Below are 17,860 nucleotides of genomic sequence, written 5' to 3'. Positions count from 1 at the left end.
AGCGAACCCGTGGAGTGGTCATGACTACAACAATATCCCCCGACTCGCGATGGACGCGGCGGCGCAGCGAAAAGCAGCGGCGTCTGGAGTTGGTTAAATCCCTGGCTGATGGGGTGGTGCTGCCCACCGACAAGATCGTCGCGGCGCTTGAGGCATTGATCTTGCCGGGCGATCGCGTGGTACTGGAGGGCAACAACCAGAAGCAGGCGGATTTTCTTTCGCGCTCCCTGGCCAAGGTCGATCCGGGCAAGCTCCACGACCTGCACATGATCATGCCCAGCGTCGGCCGCTCCGAGCATCTGGACCTGTTCGAACGTGGTATCGCCCGCAAGCTCGATTTCTCTTTCGCCGGCACCCAGAGCCTGCGCATCAGCCAGTTGCTCGAAGACGGCCTGCTGGAAATCGGCGCGATCCATACTTACATCGAACTCTATGCGCGACTGGTGGTGGACCTGATTCCCAACGTCGTGCTCTCGGCCGGCTTCATGGCCGACCGTGCCGGCAACATCTATACCGGCCCAAGTACCGAAGACACTCCAGCGCTGATCGAACCGGCGGCCTTCAGCGATGGCATCGTCATCGTCCAGGTCAACCAGTTGGTGGACGACGTCAGCGACTTGCCGCGTGTGGACATTCCTGCGTCGTGGGTCGATTTCGTGGTGGTGGCCGACAAGCCGTTCTACATCGAGCCGCTGTTCACCCGCGACCCACGGCACATCAAGCCTGTGCACGTGTTGATGGCGATGATGGCGATCCGTGGCATCTACGAAAAACACAACGTGCAGTCGCTCAATCACGGCATCGGGTTCAACACGGCCGCTATCGAGCTGATCCTGCCGACCTACGGCGAGTCCCTCGGCCTCAAAGGCAAGATCTGCCGCAACTGGACGCTCAATCCGCACCCGACGCTGATCCCGGCGATTGAAAGCGGCTGGGTTGAAAGTGTGCATTGCTTCGGCACCGAGCTGGGCATGGAAAACTACATCGCCGCCCGGCCCGATGTGTTCTTCACCGGACGCGACGGCTCGCTGCGTTCCAACCGGATGTTCAGCCAATTGGCCGGACAGTACGCCGTGGACCTGTTCATCGGTGCCACGCTGCAGGTCGATGGCGATGGCCATTCTTCCACCGTGACCCGTGGACGGCTGGCCGGTTTCGGCGGCGCACCGAACATGGGTCACGACCCGCGGGGTCGCCGCCACGGTACGCCAGCCTGGCTGGACATGCGCCACGCCGATGCCGCCGAGCCGATGCTCGAACGTGGCAAGAAACTGGTGGTGCAAATGGTCGAGACCTTCCAGGAGGGCGGAAAACCAACCTTCGTCGAAACCCTCGACGCCATTGAAGTGGCGAAGAAAAGCGGCATGCCACTGGCGCCGATCATGATCTACGGCGACGACGTAACCCATCTGTTGACCGAAGAAGGCATCGCCTATTTGTACAAGGCGCGCTCGCTCGAAGAACGTCAGGCCATGATTGCTGCGGTCGCTGGCGTCACTGCCATCGGCCTGCGCCACAACCCGAAAGACACCGCACGCATGCGCCGCGAAGGCTTGATCGCCTTGCCCGAAGACCTCGGCATCCGCCGCACCGACGCCACCCGCGAACTGCTCGCCGCCAAGAGCGTGGCCGATCTGGTCGAGTGGTCCGGCGGCCTTTACAACCCACCCGCCAAGTTCAGGAGCTGGTAATGCACGCACTCAACCTGCAAGCGAAAACCCTGAGCCTGGCCGAGCGGCTGGCGGACCTGGCCGTGGACGCGCTGATCGACGAAGCGGACCTGTCGCCGAAACCGGCGCTGGTCGACCGTCGCGGCAATGGCGCCCATACCGATTTGCACCTCGGGCTTATGCACGCTTCGGCGCTGGCCTTGTGGCCAGCGTTCAAGGAAATGGCTGAAGCCGCTGTCGAGATCGGCGAGATCGGTTTGCCGCTGCGCGAAGCGATCGGTCTGATCGGTCGCCAAGGCGAGCAATCGATGCTCACCACCACCAACGGTGTGAACACTCATCGCGGGGCGATCTGGGCGCTGGGCTTGTTGGTCGCCGCTGCCGCGCTGGAGCCTGAATCCACCGCCGCCGGTTCCATCGCGTTGCGCGCGGCAAGGCTGGCCTTGCTCGATGACCGCTTCGCGCCACGTCCCCTCAGCCACGGCGCGCAAGTCGCGCAACGCTACGGTGCGCGCGGTGCCCGGGAAGAAGCCCAACTGGGATTTCCGGCAGTTATCCAACGGGCGCTGCCGCAACTCAAGCGCAGCCGCGCCAACGGGCATGGCGAACCGAACGCTCGGCTCGATGCGCTGCTGGCGATCATGACCGATCTGGCCGACACCTGCGTGCTGTACCGCGCCGGCGAACAGGGCCTGCGCACCATGCAAATCGGCGCCCAGGCGGTACTCGATGCCGGTGGCAGTGCCAGCCTCGCCGGACGGCGCCGGCTGCACCAGCTGGACCAACAACTTATCGCGTTGAATGCCTCGCCCGGCGGTGCTGCCGACCTGCTCGCAGCCTGCCTGTTGATCGACGGTATCGAGTCGGGCGACAGCCTGCAAAAGGGAGTTTTTTGATGGAAACCTTATCTTTCGAATTCCCCGCCGGACAGCCGCCACGCGGTCGCACGCTGGTGGGCTGTGTCGGTTCCGGCGATCTCGAAGTACTGATCGAACCGGGTCAGTCCGGCAAGTTGACCATCACCGTGCAGACCTCGGTCAACGGCAGTGAACAACGCTGGCAGCATCTGTTTGCACGGATGTTCGAGGGCCAGATGCCAGCCGCCATGGACATTGATATCCACGATTTCGGCGCAACCCCCGGTGTGGTACGCCTGCGTCTGGAACAAGGCTTCGAGGAGATCGGCCATGACTGACAGCGCCTCGTTGCTCAACAAGCACAGCTTCGTCGAACTGGGTGCCCGGCAACGGGCGAAAGCCTTGCTCGATGCCGGTACTTTCCGTGAATTGCTCGACCCGTTCCAGCGCGTCATGTCGCCCTGGCTGGCGCGTCAGGGCGTGGTGCCGCAAGCCGATGACGGCGTAGTCATCGCCAAAGGCAGCCTCGATGGCTTGCCGGTGGTGATCGCCGCCATCGAAGGCGCTTTCCAGGGTGGCAGCCTTGGCGAAGTCGGCGGGGCAAAGATTGCCGGCGCACTGGAACTGGCCGCCGAAGATAACCGCAAAGGCATCCCGACCCGTGCCGTGCTGCTGCTGGAAACCGGTGGCGTGCGGTTGCAGGAAGCCAACCTCGGCCTGGCGGCGATTGCCGATATTCATGCGGCGATAGTCGATCTTCGCCAATACCAACCGGTCGTGGGCGTGGTGGCGGGCAGCGTGGGTTGCTTTGGCGGCATGTCGATCGCTGCCGGGTTGTGCAGCTATTTGCTGGTGACGCAGGAAGCACGACTTGGCTTGAACGGTCCACAGGTGATCGAGCAAGAAGCCGGGCTGGAGGAATACGATTCGCGGGACCGTCCGTTCATCTGGAGCCTGACCGGTGGCGAGCAACGCTTCGCCAGCGGCCTGGTGGATCGTTATGTCGCTGACGATGCGGCGCAGATCCGCCAGCAAATCGGTGATTTGTTCAAATTGGGTCTGCCGACACGGCAACGCAGTCAACAAGCCGATCTGTACCTGCAACGCCTGGCGCGTCTGAATGCCGAGCCGCAAATCGAGCCCTGCGTGGTTCGCGACCTGTATCAAGGAGAGCGTTCATGAGTGCGTATTCCCTCAGAGGCTTGAACTGGTTCGAGGCCTTGAGCGCCGATGCGAAACCCGTCGACGGATTGCCGGCCTCGCTGAAAGTCGCCGATGGTTTTTTCGCCGGGCAACCGGTGCGATTTATCGCCGTGGTGGCCGACCCGGCAAACCGTTTTGTCCGCGCCCGTCATGGCGAGGTCGGATTGCTCGAAGGCTGGGGCCTGGCCAAGGCTGTGGATGAAGTGATTACGGCGGATCAGGACAAAGCGCAGAAACGTGCCTTGATCGCCATCGTCGATGTGCCGAGCCAGGCTTATGGTCGACGCGAAGAAGCGCTGGGCATTCATCAGGCGCTGGCAGCTGCAGCGGACAGTTATGCTCGTGCACGCCTCGCCGGTCATGCCGTGATCGGTTTGCTGGTGGGCAAGGCGATGTCCGGGGCGTTCCTGGCCCACGGGTATCAGGCCAATCGACTGATCGCCCTGCGTGATCCGGGGGTGATGGTGCATGCCATGGGCAAGGCGTCGGCGGCGCGGGTGACCATGCGCAGTGTCGAAGAGCTGGAAGCCCTGGCCGCCAGCGTGCCGCCGATGGCCTATGACATCGACAGCTATGCCAGCCTTGGCCTGCTGTGGGAAACCTTGGCGGTGGAACAGATCGAACAGCCGACGGCGGCGGATCTGGCGCGGGTGACTGAATGCCTGACGCAAGCGATTGACGATGTTGCGCACAAGGGCGCCGACCTCAGCGGTCGTCTCGGCGCGACCAATCGTGCCGCTTCGAGCAAGGTCCGCCAATTGCTGAGTGAGCAGTGGTGAACGCGCCCCTGGCCCACGACCTGCTCTGGGGCATGACCCCGGCGCAGTTGCCTGCGAATGCGCCTGCGTGGGCAGTCGAGTCGCTCAACTCGGGGCAACCGGTGGTGGTGCGCCGCGCGCTGTCGGCAGCGCAGCGGATTGCGGTCGGCGTGCGCGGGCGTTTGCGTGAGCAGCGTTATGCGACGTCGATGGCGATGGCTTCTATTACCCGTCGCGTAGCGCCCGAGGAACTCTGCCGTGTCGATATCGCCCGTGACTTGCCGGCACTTGAAGCCTTGGCGCAATTGCGCCCTGCGCTTGATGCGTGCGGCTGGGTCTGGGGCGTCAGCGGCAGTGCCGGCTTCGAATTGGCCAGCGGCTTTGCAGCGCTGCATCAGGGCAGTGATCTGGATCTGATTTTGCGTACGCCACAACCTCTGGCGCGTGAGCAGGCTCGGGAGTTGCTGGCGTTGCTCGATACGGCGCCATGTGTCGTGGACATGCAATTGCAGACGCCGTCGGGTGGTGTTGCCTTGCGCGAATGGGCCGGCACTTCGAATCGTGTGCTACTGAAAAACACCCGCGAAGCCTGCTTGGTGATTGACCCATGGAACCCGCAGGAGCAAGCAGCATGAGCAGCTTGCTGGTGTTCCCGGGACAAGGCGCGCAACAGCCGGGCATGCTCCAGCGGTTGCCTCGGCAAACCTTGAGCGAGGCGAGCGACATTCTTGGTGAAGATGTTTTGCTGCTGGATTCTGCGCAAGCATTGCAGTCGACAAGGGCCGTGCAGCTTTGCCTGCTGATCGCCGGTGTGGCAGCTTCACGGCAGTTGGCGATGGACCCGGATCATGTCGCGGGGCTTTCCATCGGTGCCTATCCGGCAGCGGTGGTGGCCGGAGCCCTGGCGTTCAGCGATGCGTTGCATCTGGTCAGCCTGCGCGGTGAGCTGATGCAACGGGCGTATCCACAGGGCTATGGCATGACCGCGATCATCGGTCTGGACCTGGCCACCGTGGAAGGTTTGCTGGCGCAGGTGCACAACGTCGACACGCCGGTTTACCTGGCCAACATCAACGCCGATAACCAGGTGGTAATCGCCGGCAGTGACGCTGCGATGAAGGCAGTGGCTGAGCTGGCAAGAAGTCGCGGGGCAGGGCTGGCCAAGCGTCTGGCGGTGAGCGTGCCTTCGCATTGCCCGCTGTTGGACATGCCTGCAAAAACCCTCGCCGAAGCCTTCGCCAAGGTGCAACTGCAAACCCCGAAGATCGGTTACCTGAGCGGCAGTCGCGCGCGGCCGGTGTTCAAGGTTGATGCGCTGCGCGACGACCTCGCTTTCAACATGTGCCGCGTGGTGGATTGGCGCGGCACTGTGCAAAGCGCCTACGAGCGTGGCGTGCGTCTACAGATCGAACTGCCGCCCGGTGCGGTGTTGACCGGGCTGGCGCGCCGGGTATTCGAGCAAGGCACCGTGATTGCATTCGACGGTGCACGGCTCGATACCTTGCAGGCGCTGATGCGAGAGGAGGGAAGCCGCCACCCTTAGATCCGCGAGTCAGGCTTCGAACAACAAAAACAACATCCGACGATGCACTTTGAGGACAACAACAATGATTATTTACGGTGTGGCGCTGCTCGCGATCTGTACGCTGGCAGGAGTGATCATGGGTGACATGCTCGGCGTATTGCTGGGCGTCAAATCCAACGTCGGCGGGGTCGGGATCGCGATGATCCTGCTGATCTGCGCGCGGTTGTGGATGCAAAAACGTGGCGGCATGACCAAGGACTGCGAGATGGGCGTCGGCTTCTGGGGCGCGATGTACATTCCGGTGGTGGTGGCGATGGCCGCGCAACAGAACGTGGTCACGGCATTGCATGGCGGCCCGGTGGCGGTGCTGGCGGCGATCGGTTCGGTGCTGGTCTGCGGTTGCACCATTGCCTTGATCAGCCGGACCCACAAAGGCGAACCGTTGCCCGATGAACCGGCGGATGTAACCTCGGTCGGCGCACCGGCAGGAGGTCGCTGACATGTGGGATCTCATCGAGAAAGGTCTGGAACACAACGGTCTGGTCACTGCCTTCGCCTTCGTCGGCGTGATCATGTGGGTATCGGTGATTCTCTCCAAACGCCTGACTTTCGGGCGCATTCATGGCTCGGCGATTGCCATCGTCATCGGCCTGGTGCTGGCCTGGGTCGGTGGCACCATGACCGGCGGGCAAAAAGGCCTGGCGGACCTGACGCTGTTCTCCGGCATCGGCTTGATGGGCGGCGCCATGCTGCGCGATTTCGCCATCGTTGCCACGGCGTTCGAAGTGCAGGCGACCGAAGCGAAGAAGGCCGGGTTGATCGGGGTGATCGCGCTGCTGCTCGGCACGGTGCTGCCGTTCATTGTCGGTGCGTGCATGGCCTGGGTGTTCGGCTATCGCGATGCGGTGAGCATGACCACCATTGGCGCCGGCGCGGTGACTTACATCGTCGGTCCGGTGACCGGTGCAGCCATCGGCGCGACCTCGGATGTGATGGCGCTGTCGATTGCCACGGGGTTGATCAAGGCGATTCTGGTGATGGTCGGCACGCCGGTGGCGGCGCGCTGGATGGGCCTGGATAACCCGCGTTCGGCGATGGTGTTTGGCGGGTTGGCCGGCACTGTGAGCGGGGTGACGGCGGGGCTGGCGGCGACGGATCGGCGGTTGGTGCCTTATGGGGCGTTGACGGCGACCTTTCACACTGGGCTGGGCTGCCTGTTGGGGCCTTCGCTGTTGTACTTCATTGTTCGCGGGATTGTGGGCTAACTGATCGTTCCCGCGCTCTGCGTGGGAATGCAGCCCGGGACGCTCCGCGTCCCATTCGAAAGCTGGAACGCGGAGCGTCCCTTGAAGCATTCCCACGCAGAGCGTGGGAACGATCATCAAGCTCCCTCGCCACACTCAAGCCTGGCGATTGGCATACATCCGACACTCCGCCAGCAACGCCAGCAGATTCGGATCGCGCTCCTTGGCCTTGAGGAACACCACGCCGATGTGCTGCTGCAAGCGATATTGTTCCTGCAACGGAATCAGCTTCACCCGGTTCTCGTACACCGCGGCAATCCTCCCCGGAAGCAACGCATAACCCACGCCTGAGCTGACCATGCTCAGCAGCGTGAAGATGTCGTTGACCTGCATCGCCACCTTTGGCTCGAACCCCGCCTGCTCGAATACCCGCTTGCCATCCTGATGGGTGGCGAAGCCTTGGGTCAGTGTGATGAAAGTTTCGTCGCGGACCTCGGCCAGGTCGACTTCGGTCCGTTGGGCGAACTTCGAGTCGGCCGGCGTGGCCAGGAAGATGTCGTCAGAGAACAGTGGGATATGTTCCAGGTCCGGGTCGATGATGCTGTCGTCCAGTGATACCAGGATCGCGTCGACTTCCATGTTCTTGAGCTTGTACAACAGGTCGAAATTCGAGCCGAGAATCAGATCGATATTCAGCTCGCTGCGGCGGATCTTAAGGCCCATGATCAGTTGCGGCACGGTCTTCACCGTCAACGAATACAGCGAACCCAACTTGAAGCGCTCGGCAGAAAATCCGGCGGCCTCACGGGTCAGGCGCACGCTCTCGACGACGTCCTGAATCAGCTTTTGCGCGCGCTCTTCCAGCACATAGGCGCTCTCCAGCGGTGTCAGGTTGCGGCCTTCGTGTTTGAACAACGGGCAGCGCAGGGCGCTTTCCAGAGAGTGGATCGCGCGGTGAACGCTGACGTTGCTGGTCTGCAACTCGGCGGCGGCCCGGGCGAGGTTGCCGGTGCGCATGAAGGCCAGGAACACCTCGAGTTTTTTCAGGGTCAACTCTTCATCGATCAGCATGGGGCGGACTCTTTTTGGAATCGCTTGATTGTGCCTAATTACGTTCGGGCACGCAGACCTTTGTGGGAGCTGGCTTGCCAGCGATGAGGCCCTGAAGATCAACGTGAAACTTGAGATCCTATCGCCAGCAAGCCGGCTCCTACAGGGGGGTGTTATGTTCTGAAATATTGCGCTTTCAGACTGCAGGCCTGAGCCTTGTGTGTTGCGGCAATGATTGATGAGGTGGGTAAACGATGTATCACGGGGAAAGATTGAACGCCTGGACGCATTTGGTCGGGGCAGTGGCGGCAACGGTTGGTGTGGTGTGGATGCTGGTGATCGCCAGCATGGACGGCAGCCCATGGAAAATCGTCAGCGTGGCGATCTACGGTTTTACCTTGATGTCGCTCTACAGCGCATCGACCGTGTACCACAGCGTGCGCGGGCGCAAGAAAGCGATCATGCAGAAAGTCGATCACTTCTCGATCTACCTGTTGATCGCCGGCAGCTATACACCGTTCTGTCTGGTGACGCTGCGTGGACCGTGGGGCTGGACGCTGTTCGGGATTGTCTGGGGGTTGGCGCTGATCGGCATCCTGCAAGAGATCAAGCCGCGTTCCGAAGCGCGGATCCTGTCGATCGTGATTTACGCGGTGATGGGCTGGATCGTGCTGGTGGCGGTCAAGCCATTGCTGGCTGCACTGGGTAGCGCAGGGTTTGCCTGGCTGGCGTCGGGCGGCGTGTTGTACACCGTCGGGATTATCTTTTTCGCCCTCGATCACCGATTGCGACATGCCCACGGGATCTGGCATCTGTTCGTGATCGCCGGAAGTCTGCTGCACTTTGTGGCGATTTTGTTCTACGTCCTGTAACGCGCCAAGGGGGCTTGATCAGACTTCAGGGTTGCCCAGGCATCAGGTTGTCCAATTGCTCCCGGGCACGGTGACTGAAGATCTGCAGCAGTTCATCAAGTGTGTGCGGCGGTGGTTCGCTGGCGCGAGTCACGGCATACAGGGTAATCGGCAATGGCGGGGCCAGCGGGCGGAGGGTCGTGGTGCCCGGTGAGGCGCCGAGGGCGGTGAAGGGGTCGATCACCGCCAGACCGGCACCTGATTCCACCATGGCCCGAGCCAGTGAATAGGTCTGCACGGCGATGCGTATCCGCGGCGGTGGATCAACCGCTTCCAGGTAACTATCGAGCCGGGCAGCCAATGGGTCGGCGCTGGACAGGCCGATCAAGGGTGCATCGGCAAGCGCCATCAGCGGCAGCGGCGTTCCTGCCTCCGTCGCCGGCCAGTAACTTGCCGGTGCCAGCGCCACCAACACTCCCGAAGCCAGCGCCTGTGCCTTGAGCCCTGGGTGATCCGGGCGTTGCAGGGTCAGGGCGACATCCACTTCGCGCATCAACAGGTTCTGCACCAGTTCGCGACTGTGGGCGCTGGACAGTTCGCAGGCAATGTCCGGGTAGCGTCTGGTCCACTCGTGAATGGCCGGCGGTAACAATGAAAGGGCCAGCGCCGGCGTGGCGCCGATCCGCAGACTGTGACCAGGCTCGCGGCGCAGGCTCTGGGCCAGACGTCGCACGCCTTGCAGGCTTTCGCTGACCTTGTCGACCTCGCGCTCCAACTCCAATGCTTCCGGCGTCGGCTGCAGTTTGCCGCGTACGCGCAGGAACAGCGCGAAGCCCAGTTGTTGCTCGGCATGCTGCAACACTTTGCTCACCGCCGGCTGCGAAACGTGCAGCAATTGCGCGGCAGCGCTGATCGAGCCGGTTTGTCGAATTGCCTGGAAAATCTCGATGTGGCGCAGGCGCATGGCAAGTCCATAACCTTTGTTTATGGGGTTGCCATCTTTATGCATTGTTCAACGTCTGTCACCTGGCTCTAACCTTGGCATCGTCTTCTCAACGGCTTTAAGGACGGACATGGCTCAGCGTGTGTGCATCATCGGAGGCGGCGTGATCGGCCTGGCAACGGCCTATGCGCTGGTGCGCGACGGCGTCGAGGTGACAGTGATCGAAGCCCGGGATTCGCTGGGCAGTGAAACCAGCTTCGCCAATGGCGGCCAGCTCTCCTATCGCTATGTCGCGCCGCTGGCCGACGCGGGTGTGCCTTTGCAGGCCATCGGCTGGATGTTGCGCGGCGATTCACCGCTGAAGTTGCGCCCGCGCTTCGACCCGGCCCAGTGGCGTTGGATGGCGTCTTTCCTCGGCGCCTGCCGTCGCTCGGTCAACCGTGAGAACGCCGCACACTTGCTGCGCCTGGCGCTGCTCAGCCAGGACACTTTGAAGTCCTGGCGCGAGGACGATGGACTGACGGGATTTCAGTGGCGGCGCAACGGCAAACTGGTGACCTTCCGCCAGAACAGCAGCTTCGAGCATGCGTGCCGAGGTCTGGCCGACCCGCTGCAACAGCAGGTGTTGTCGCCTGCCGAATGTACGCGGCTGGAGCCGGCATTGGCCGATGCCCCCTTCGTCGGCGCGATTTACACCCCGGACGAAGAGGTCGGCGATTGCCATGGTTTCTGCCAGCAACTGGCTGCCCGGTTGCAGGCCTCCGGCCGTTGCGAGTTCCGTCTCGGGCAAACAGTGACCGGCATTCGCCACAACAACGGCAGCGTCAACGCCATCGAACTCGGCGAGCAAGTGCTGCCGGTCGAGCACCTGGTTATCGCCGCCGGCCACCGCAGCCCATTGTTGGCTCTGCCCGGGCTGCAACTGCCGTTGTATCCACTTAAGGGCTACAGCCTGACCGTGCCAATTGGCGTCGGTCATCGGGCGCCGGACGTGAGCATCACTGACTACGACCGCAAGATCGTCTACGCGCGTATCGGCGAGCAATTGCGGGTGGCGGCGATGGTCGACATCGTCGGTTTCGACCCTGCGCTCGACCCCAAGCGACTGGCGCTGATCAAGCGTCAGGCCCGTGAGACCTTTCCCGATGCCGGTGCCTACGACGCGGCTGTCGAATGGGCCGGCATGCGCCCGGCTACACCTAACGGAGTGCCGCTGCTGGGTGCGACCGCGTATCGCAACCTGTGGCTCAACCTTGGCCACGGCGCGCTGGGTTTCACCCTGGCATGCGGCAGCGGGCGCCTGCTCAGTGAACTGATTGGCGAGCGTCGGACTTCCATCGACCTGCAGGGTTTCAACCACCGCGCCGCCTGAATACTGACTTCTGAAGAGGACACTGTTATGAGCATTACCCGACTGCACAGCAACCCGCGCCTGTCCGGCGCCGTGACCTTTGGCGATCTGGTGTTTCTTTCCGGGCAGGTGCCCGGCGACGCCACGGATGCAGCCAGCCAGACCCGCGAGGTGCTGGCGAAAATCGACTCGCTGCTGGCCGAGGCGGGGAGCGGCAAGGACCATCTGCTCAGCGCGACCATTTACCTGAAGAACATCAACGAAGATTTCGCCGCGATGAACGAGGTCTGGTCGGCCTGGCTGTCACCGGGTCAAGCGCCGAGTCGCACCACCGTGCAGGCCGAACTGGCCCGACCGCAGGTGCTGGTGGAAATCACCGTCATCGCGGCACGCGTCCGATAAACCAATACCCACAACGGAGAATAACAATGCAAAAAATCACGTTGCTCACTTGTACGCTTGGCCTGTTGCTCGGCAGTCAGGTTCTGGCCAATGAAATGCCTTTGACCGGCACCCTGAGCAAGGTCGCCAGCGCGAACAGCATCACTCTGGGCTATCGCGATGCTTCGGTGCCTTTCTCTTATGTGGGTGATCATAGCGGCAAGCCGATGGGGTACTCGGTGGATCTGGCAGGCAAGATCGTCGAGCGCATCCAGCAGCAACTGGCCCTGCCGGAGTTGAAGGTGAAGTACAACCTGGTGACCTCGCAAACCCGCATTCCATTGGTGCAGAACGGCACGGTTGATCTGGAGTGCGGTTCCACCGGCGTGACCGCCGAGCGGCAGAAACAAGTGGCGTTCTCCTACGGCTTCATCTACGTCAAAGGCCAGTTGCTGACGGCCAGGGACAGCGGAATCAAGAGCTTCGCCGACCTGCGCGGCAAGAACGTGGTGACGACCGCCGGCACTACCAATGAGCGCTTCTTGAAAAGCTACAACGTCGATCACAAGATCGACATGTTTGTGATCAGCGCCAAGGACCACGGCGAAGCCTTCCAGATGCTGCAATCGGGACGGGCGGCGGCCTTCTACATGGACGACGCGCTGCTCTACGGGGAACGCGCGAAGGCCCATGACCCACACAAGTGGGTGGTCGTCGGGGAAGAGCAGTCACGGGAGATCTACAGCTGCATGGTGCGCAAGGACGATCCGCAGTTCCTGGCGCTGGTCAACGGTGTGTTGGCGGATCTGTACAGTTCAGGCGAGATCAATGGCATCTATAAACGCTGGTTTGAGCAGCCGATCCCGCCGAAGGGGTTGAACCTTGAATTCCCGATGACCAGCGAACTCAAGGCGATCATTGCCAAACCGGTGAGTGATCCGGTGCAATAGCTTAGAAATCACCCCACAGTTGCTGGGCTACTGCCAGCGCAACTACCGGCGCGGTTTCAGTACGCAGCACCCGTGGGCCGAGGCGGGCGGCATGGAAGCCGCCGGCCTTGGCCTGATCGACTTCGGCATCGGACAACCCACCCTCCGGGCCGATCAGGAATGCCAGGCTTGAAGGTTTGGCATGACTCACCAGCGGCTCGGCCACCGGATGCAGTACCAGCTTCAATTCAGCGTCCGTGTGCTTCAACCAATCGGCCAGTAACAGCGGTGGATGAATCACCGGTACCCTTGAACGACCGCATTGCTCGCAAGCGCTGATCGCCACCTGGCGCCAGTGCTGCAAGCGCTTGTCGGCGCGCTCGTCCTTGAGCCGGACTTCGCAGCGATCGCTGAAAATCGGCGTGATTTCGCTGACGCCCAATTCTGTGGCTTTCTGAATCGCCCAGTCCATGCGCTCGCCCCGGGACAAGCCCTGGCCGAGGTGAATCTGCAATGGCGATTCGACCTGGCCGGTGAAGCTCTCATCGATGCTCACCACGACACGCTTCTTGCCAACTTCCGTCAGCGTGCCGCGAAACTCATGGCCCGAGCCGTCGAACAATTGCACCGCATCACCCTCGGCCATGCGCAGCACACGGCTGATGTAATGGGCCTGGGCCTCGGGCAGTTCGTGCTCGCCGATGCTCAGGGGGGCGTCGATAAAGAAGCGGGACAGTCTCATGCGGATTCTCTTTAATTTGATCGTTCCCACGCTCTGCGTGGGAATGCCTCACCGGACGCTCTGCGTCCGCTTTTGGGACGCGGAGCGTCCCGGGCTGCATTCCCACGCAGAGCGTGGGAACGAGCGTTGCCAATCAACCCGGATCACGGAAGCCAGGGTGGAAGTTCTCCGGCACCGCCACACTGACGTTGTCGCGAGTGGCGATGTCGATGCCTTCGCTCGCCACTTCGGCCAGGAAGTCGATCTGATCCGGAGTAATCACGTACGGCGGCAGGAAATACACCACGCTGCCCAACGGCCGCAGCAAAGCCCCGCGCTCCAGCGCATGCTGGAACACTTTCAAGCCCCGGCGTTCCTGCCACGGATAGGCTTCCTTGTTCGCCTTGTCCTTGACCATCTCGATCGCCAGCACCATGCCGGTCTGGCGCACTTCCGAGACGTTCGGGTGATCGGCCAGATGCGCGGTGGAGGAGGCCATGCGCTGGGCCAGGGCCTGGTTGTTCTCGATGACGTTGTCTTCTTCGAAGATATCCAGCGTCGCCAACGCCGCCGCGCAGGCCAGTGGATTACCCGTGTAACTGTGCGAGTGCAGGAAGGCCCGCAGGGTCGGGTAATCGTCGTAAAAGGCGCTGTACACCTCGTCGGTGGTGATGCATGCCGCCAGCGGCAGGTAGCCGCCGGTCAGGGCTTTGGACAGGCAGAGGAAATCGGGGCGGATGCCGGCCTGTTCGCAGGCGAACATGGTTCCGGTGCGGCCGAAGCCCACCGCGATCTCATCATGGATCAGGTGCACGCCATAACGGTCGCAGGCTTCTCGCAGCAGCTTGAGGTACACCGGGTGGTACATGCGCATGCCGCCGGCACCCTGGATCAGCGGCTCGACAATCACGGCTGCGACGCTGTCATGGTTCTCGGCCAGGGTCTGCTCCATCGCGGCGAACATGTTGCGCGAATGTTCCTCCCAGCTCATGCCGTCGGGACGCAGGTAGCAATCCGGGCTCGGCACCTTGATGGTGTCCAGCAGCAAGGCCTTGTAGGTTTCAGTGAACAGTGGCACGTCGCCGACCGACATCGCCGCCATGGTTTCGCCGTGGTAGCTGTTAGTCAGCGTGACAAAGCGTTTCTTGTTCGACTGACCACGGTTGAGCCAGTAGTGAAAGCTCATTTTCAGCGCGACTTCGATACAGGATGACCCGTTATCGGCGTAGAAGCACCGGGTCAGGCCTTGCGGCGTCATCCTTACCAGGCGTTCGGACAGTTCGATCACCGGCTGATGGCTGAAACCGGCGAGGATCACGTGCTCCAGCTGATCCACCTGATCCTTGATCCGCTGGTTGATTCGCGGATTGGCGTGGCCGAACACGTTGACCCACCAGGAACTGACCGCATCGAGGTAGCGCTTGCCTTCGAAATCTTCCAGCCAGACGCCTTCACCGCGCTTGATCGGGATCAGCGGCAGTTGTTCGTGATCTTTCATCTGGGTGCAGGGATGCCACAACACCGCGAGGTCGCGTTGCATCCACTGATTATTCAGGCCCATTTTCTCTCTCCTCGAGGCGGTCCGCGGCAGGCGCGAACAAACAATCGCGCAAGCCTATGCAATGCACGCCACCGGGACAACCCATTGTGTCGATTGAGCTACTTTGCACAGGCCGATAGACGTTGCTGGCGGGCTTCTGAAGCCTGACGTATCCTTCTCGGCTCTTGAGTCGTCTGGCTCGCAAAACCGCTATTTTTCGTGTATTTCCGGAGTTCGCTGAATGTCTGTCGGTTGGCTGCGCGCCTGTGCGCTGGTGATGTTGGGGCTGTTCAGCGTGTCTGCGCTGGCCAAGGATAAAACCGCGATCGTGATCGGCGGCGGGGTCTCGGGCCTTACGGCGGCTTATGAGCTGCAGAACAAAGGCTGGCAGGTCACGCTGCTGGAAGCCAAATCCAGTCTGGGCGGTCGTTCCGGCATGGCCACCAGCGAATGGATCGGCAACGACAAGACTCAGCCGGTCCTGAACAAATACGTGTCGACCTTCAAACTGAGCACCACGCCGGCCCCCGAGTTCGTGCGCACGCCGGGCTACCTGATCGATGGCGAGTATGTCTCCGCCGCCGACCTGACGACCAAGCAACCGGCCACCGCTGAAGCGCTCAAGCGCTACGAGAAAACCCTGGATGACTTGGCGCGTTCGATCGACGACCCGCAAAATCCGGCGGCCAACAGCACGCTGCACGCCCTGGACCAGATCAACGTGTCAAATTGGCTCGATCGCCTGAACCTGCCAGCCACGGCCCGCCAACTGGTGAACCAGCAGATTCGTACCCGTTATGACGAACCTTCGCGTATCTCGCTGCTTTACTTTGCTCAGCAGAGCCGCGTCTACCGTGGTGTTTCCGACCGCGACCTGCGTGCGTCGCGCCTGGTAGGCGGCAGCCCGGTGCTGGCCCAGGCCTTTGTCAAACAGCTGAAAACCATCAAGACCAGCTCCCCGGTCTCGGCGATCATCCAGGACAAGGACGGTGTGACTGTCAAAGTCGGCAGCGTTGGCTATCAGGCGGACTACGTAGTCCTGGCTGTACCGTTGCGCGCCCTGAACAAGATTCAGATGACCCCAGCGCTGGACACCCAGCACCTGGCGGCGATCAAGGGCACCAACTACGGTTGGCGCGACCAGATCATGCTGAAGTTCAAGACCCCGGTTTGGGAATCCAAATCGCGCATGTCCGGCGAAATCTACAGCAACGCCGGTCTGGGCATGTTGTGGATCGAGCCAGCGCTGAAGGGCGGTGCCAACGTGGTAATCAACCTGTCCGGCGACAATGCCCGGGTGATGCAAGCGTTTGGCGACAAGCAGATGGTCGACCAGGTACTGATTCGCCTGCACGCGTTTTATCCACAGGCGCGTGGCTCGTTCACCGGTTATGAAATCCGTCGCTACAGCACCGACCCTTCAATGGGTGGCGCCTACCTGGCCTTCGGCCCGGGCCAGATCAGCAAGTTCTGGCGCTTGTGGGAGCGTCCGATTCAGCGCGTAGCCTTCGCTGGCGAACACACTGACACCTTGTATCCGGGCACGCTGGAAGGCGCATTGCGCACCGGTCAACGTGCGGCCAGCCAGGTCGAAGATCTGGCGGCAGGCAAGTCGTTCGAGCCGGCGAAAGTGGTTCCGGCCGTTGCGGCGGCGGCAGGTGCCGGCGCGGTAGCCGCGAAGAAGGGCAACTTCTTCACGAACCTGTTCGGCGGCTCGGATGACGAGAAAAAACCGGAACCGGTCAAGGCACCAGAGCCCGCGGTAGCTCCAGCGCCGGCACCTGCTCCAGCACCGGTCGCTGCTCCGGCGCCGGTTGAAGCACCCAAGCCTGCGGCGCCGGTGAAAGCTGAACCTGCGAAGAAGGCACCGGCAAAAACTCCAGCCAAGCCAGCAGCCAAGACCGAAGCGAAAAAAGCCCCGGCCAAGGCCCCGGTGAAAAAGGCCGAACCGGCGAAGAAGCCAGCGGCCAAACCTGTGGCGACCACTGAGGCCAAGACTCAGTAATCTTCAGGTGAAAAAAAGCGCGGCCCAGAGGGTCGCGCTTTTTTTTGCCCGGAGAAAATCGCAGCTAGCCATTGAATAAACCTTTTGATACAGGTGTTCTCTGGTTTGTATTCACTTGTTTTAACAATTTGGACTTTAATCTTTTCTTAATTTGGCTGCTCCAGGCTCTTGATCGCATTTCTCGATATTTCATAGCGAAATTTTCGGCTTTAATTCGATAGATAAATCGATAGTCTTGGGCCAGCACTTACAGGATCTAGGCAATGCAGCTACGTAACTCTTCTTCCCGCTACGGCTGGGTCAGCATCTTTATGCACTGGGGCGTGGCGCTGGCGGTCTTCGCGCTGTTCGCGCTCGGGCTGTGGATGGTCGGGCTCGATTACTACAGCACCTGGCGCAAAGACGCGCCGGACCTGCACAAAAGCATCGGCCTGGTGTTGCTGGGTGTGATGGTGTTGCGGGTGCTGTGGCGTTTCATAAGTCCGCCACCGCCAACCTTGTCCAGCTACAGCCGCATGACGCGTCTCGGCGCTAAGTTCGGCCATGGCTTTCTGTATCTCAGTCTGTTCGCTGTGATGATTGCCGGTTACCTGATTTCCACCGCAGACGGTGTCGGTATCCCGGTGTTTGGCTTGTTTGAAGTGCCTGCATTGGTATCCGGACTGCCGGACCAGGCAGATACCGCTGGCGTGATTCATCTCTACCTGGCGTGGGTGCTGGTAATTTTTTCCGGCCTCCATGCGTTGGCAGCATTGAAGCACCACTTTATCGACCGTGATGTGACCCTCAAGCGAATGCTGGGTCGCAAAGCCTGAAGTTCAACCTCGACTCC

Annotated in this window: 19 protein-coding genes; 15 read left to right on the top strand and 4 right to left on the bottom strand. The window is 61.6% G+C overall.

The features are described from left to right. Nucleotides 1-20: 20 nt before the first annotated feature. The 9 genes from mdcA to madM all read left to right on the top strand — a co-directional run bounded on the left by mdcA (nt 21) and on the right by madM (nt 7,278). Nucleotides 21-1,691 (top strand): malonate decarboxylase subunit alpha, encoded by a 1,671-nt coding sequence (gene mdcA, locus D8U73_RS25020; protein ID WP_130906036.1) that lies wholly within the window; start codon nt 21-23, stop codon nt 1,689-1,691. Next, entirely contained in the window at nt 1,691-2,566 is an 876-nt protein-coding gene (locus D8U73_RS25015) for a triphosphoribosyl-dephospho-CoA synthase (protein ID WP_130906035.1), read from the top strand. Before mdcA ends, D8U73_RS25015 begins: the two co-directional genes overlap by 1 nt. Beyond that, nucleotides 2,566-2,865, top strand: coding sequence for a malonate decarboxylase subunit delta (locus D8U73_RS25010; RefSeq protein ID WP_056853961.1), 300 nt, complete (start codon nt 2,566-2,568; stop codon nt 2,863-2,865). Before D8U73_RS25015 ends, D8U73_RS25010 begins: the two co-directional genes overlap by 1 nt. Continuing rightward, the gene (locus D8U73_RS25005) at nt 2,858-3,709 is read left to right on the top strand and encodes a biotin-independent malonate decarboxylase subunit beta (RefSeq protein WP_056853960.1); all 852 of its coding nucleotides are present in this window, start codon (nt 2,858-2,860) and stop codon (nt 3,707-3,709) included. Before D8U73_RS25010 ends, D8U73_RS25005 begins: the two co-directional genes overlap by 8 nt. Then, entirely contained in the window at nt 3,706-4,509 is an 804-nt protein-coding gene (gene mdcE / locus D8U73_RS25000; RefSeq protein ID WP_130906034.1) for a biotin-independent malonate decarboxylase subunit gamma, read from the top strand. Before D8U73_RS25005 ends, mdcE begins: the two co-directional genes overlap by 4 nt. Continuing rightward, a complete protein-coding gene (locus D8U73_RS24995; protein ID WP_056853958.1) occupies nt 4,503-5,123 on the top strand; it encodes a malonate decarboxylase holo-ACP synthase in 621 nt (206 codons plus the stop codon). The genes mdcE and D8U73_RS24995 overlap by 7 nt, the downstream gene beginning before the upstream one ends. Further along, nucleotides 5,120-6,031 carry a malonate decarboxylase subunit epsilon gene (gene mdcH / locus D8U73_RS24990; RefSeq protein ID WP_130906033.1) on the top strand — a complete coding sequence of 304 codons (912 nt, stop codon included), beginning with the start codon at nt 5,120-5,122 and terminating at the stop codon, nt 6,029-6,031. Before D8U73_RS24995 ends, mdcH begins: the two co-directional genes overlap by 4 nt. A gap of 64 nt (nt 6,032-6,095) precedes the next feature. Further along, nucleotides 6,096-6,512, top strand: coding sequence for a malonate transporter subunit MadL (gene madL, locus D8U73_RS24985; protein ID WP_130906032.1), 417 nt, complete (start codon nt 6,096-6,098; stop codon nt 6,510-6,512). A 1-nt stretch (nt 6,513) separates the two neighbouring features. Then, nucleotides 6,514-7,278 carry a malonate transporter subunit MadM gene (madM, locus tag D8U73_RS24980; RefSeq protein WP_056853955.1) on the top strand — a complete coding sequence of 255 codons (765 nt, stop codon included), beginning with the start codon at nt 6,514-6,516 and terminating at the stop codon, nt 7,276-7,278. A 135-nt stretch (nt 7,279-7,413) separates the two neighbouring features. Here the strand turns inward: madM and D8U73_RS24975 are convergent, their stop codons facing one another. Continuing rightward, nucleotides 7,414-8,328 carry a LysR substrate-binding domain-containing protein gene (locus D8U73_RS24975; RefSeq protein ID WP_056853954.1) on the bottom strand — a complete coding sequence of 305 codons (915 nt, stop codon included), beginning with the start codon at nt 8,326-8,328 and terminating at the stop codon, nt 7,414-7,416. Between the two features lie 233 nt (nt 8,329-8,561). On the opposite strand from D8U73_RS24975, the gene D8U73_RS24970 reads away from it, so the two are divergent. Then, entirely contained in the window at nt 8,562-9,179 is a 618-nt protein-coding gene (locus D8U73_RS24970) for a hemolysin III family protein (protein ID WP_056853953.1), read from the top strand. Between the two features lie 25 nt (nt 9,180-9,204). Here D8U73_RS24970 and D8U73_RS24965 read toward each other — a convergent pair whose 3' ends face one another. Next, nucleotides 9,205-10,122 (bottom strand): LysR family transcriptional regulator, encoded by a 918-nt coding sequence (locus D8U73_RS24965; RefSeq protein ID WP_130906031.1) that lies wholly within the window; start codon nt 10,120-10,122, stop codon nt 9,205-9,207. Between the two features lie 109 nt (nt 10,123-10,231). On the opposite strand from D8U73_RS24965, the gene D8U73_RS24960 reads away from it, so the two are divergent. Genes D8U73_RS24960 through D8U73_RS24950 form a run of 3 tightly spaced genes read left to right on the top strand, consistent with a single transcriptional unit; the run spans nt 10,232 to nt 12,783 of the window. After that, entirely contained in the window at nt 10,232-11,473 is a 1,242-nt protein-coding gene (locus D8U73_RS24960; protein ID WP_130906030.1) for a D-amino acid dehydrogenase, read from the top strand. 27 nt (nt 11,474-11,500) lie between these two features. Next, entirely contained in the window at nt 11,501-11,854 is a 354-nt protein-coding gene (locus tag D8U73_RS24955) for a RidA family protein (protein WP_130906029.1), read from the top strand. A 26-nt stretch (nt 11,855-11,880) separates the two neighbouring features. Continuing rightward, nucleotides 11,881-12,783 (top strand): transporter substrate-binding domain-containing protein, encoded by a 903-nt coding sequence (locus D8U73_RS24950; protein ID WP_130906028.1) that lies wholly within the window; start codon nt 11,881-11,883, stop codon nt 12,781-12,783. A 1-nt stretch (nt 12,784) separates the two neighbouring features. Here the strand turns inward: D8U73_RS24950 and D8U73_RS24945 are convergent, their stop codons facing one another. Together D8U73_RS24945 and D8U73_RS24940 are read right to left on the bottom strand one after the other, a co-directional pair. Continuing rightward, nucleotides 12,785-13,504 (bottom strand): 16S rRNA (uracil(1498)-N(3))-methyltransferase, encoded by a 720-nt coding sequence (locus D8U73_RS24945; protein ID WP_056853948.1) that lies wholly within the window; start codon nt 13,502-13,504, stop codon nt 12,785-12,787. Between the two features lie 133 nt (nt 13,505-13,637). Continuing rightward, nucleotides 13,638-15,044, bottom strand: a complete 1,407-nt coding sequence (locus D8U73_RS24940; RefSeq protein WP_130906027.1) for an adenosylmethionine--8-amino-7-oxononanoate transaminase — start codon at nt 15,042-15,044, stop codon at nt 13,638-13,640. 220 nt (nt 15,045-15,264) lie between these two features. Between D8U73_RS24940 and D8U73_RS24935 the strand changes: the two genes are divergently transcribed. Both D8U73_RS24935 and D8U73_RS24930 read left to right on the top strand, forming a co-directional pair. Further along, nucleotides 15,265-17,028 (top strand): FAD-dependent oxidoreductase, encoded by a 1,764-nt coding sequence (locus D8U73_RS24935; protein ID WP_130906026.1) that lies wholly within the window; start codon nt 15,265-15,267, stop codon nt 17,026-17,028. 263 nt (nt 17,029-17,291) lie between these two features. Further along, nucleotides 17,292-17,843, top strand: a complete 552-nt coding sequence (locus D8U73_RS24930; protein WP_056853945.1) for a cytochrome b — start codon at nt 17,292-17,294, stop codon at nt 17,841-17,843. Nucleotides 17,844-17,860 lie beyond the last annotated feature (17 nt).

The sequence above is a fragment of the Pseudomonas sp. Sample_22 genome, assembly GCF_004307635.1.
Classification (GTDB): domain Bacteria; phylum Pseudomonadota; class Gammaproteobacteria; order Pseudomonadales; family Pseudomonadaceae; genus Aquipseudomonas.
The sequence above is the reverse complement of the archived record's forward strand: the minus strand, read 5'-3'. Positions and strand labels throughout refer to the sequence as shown.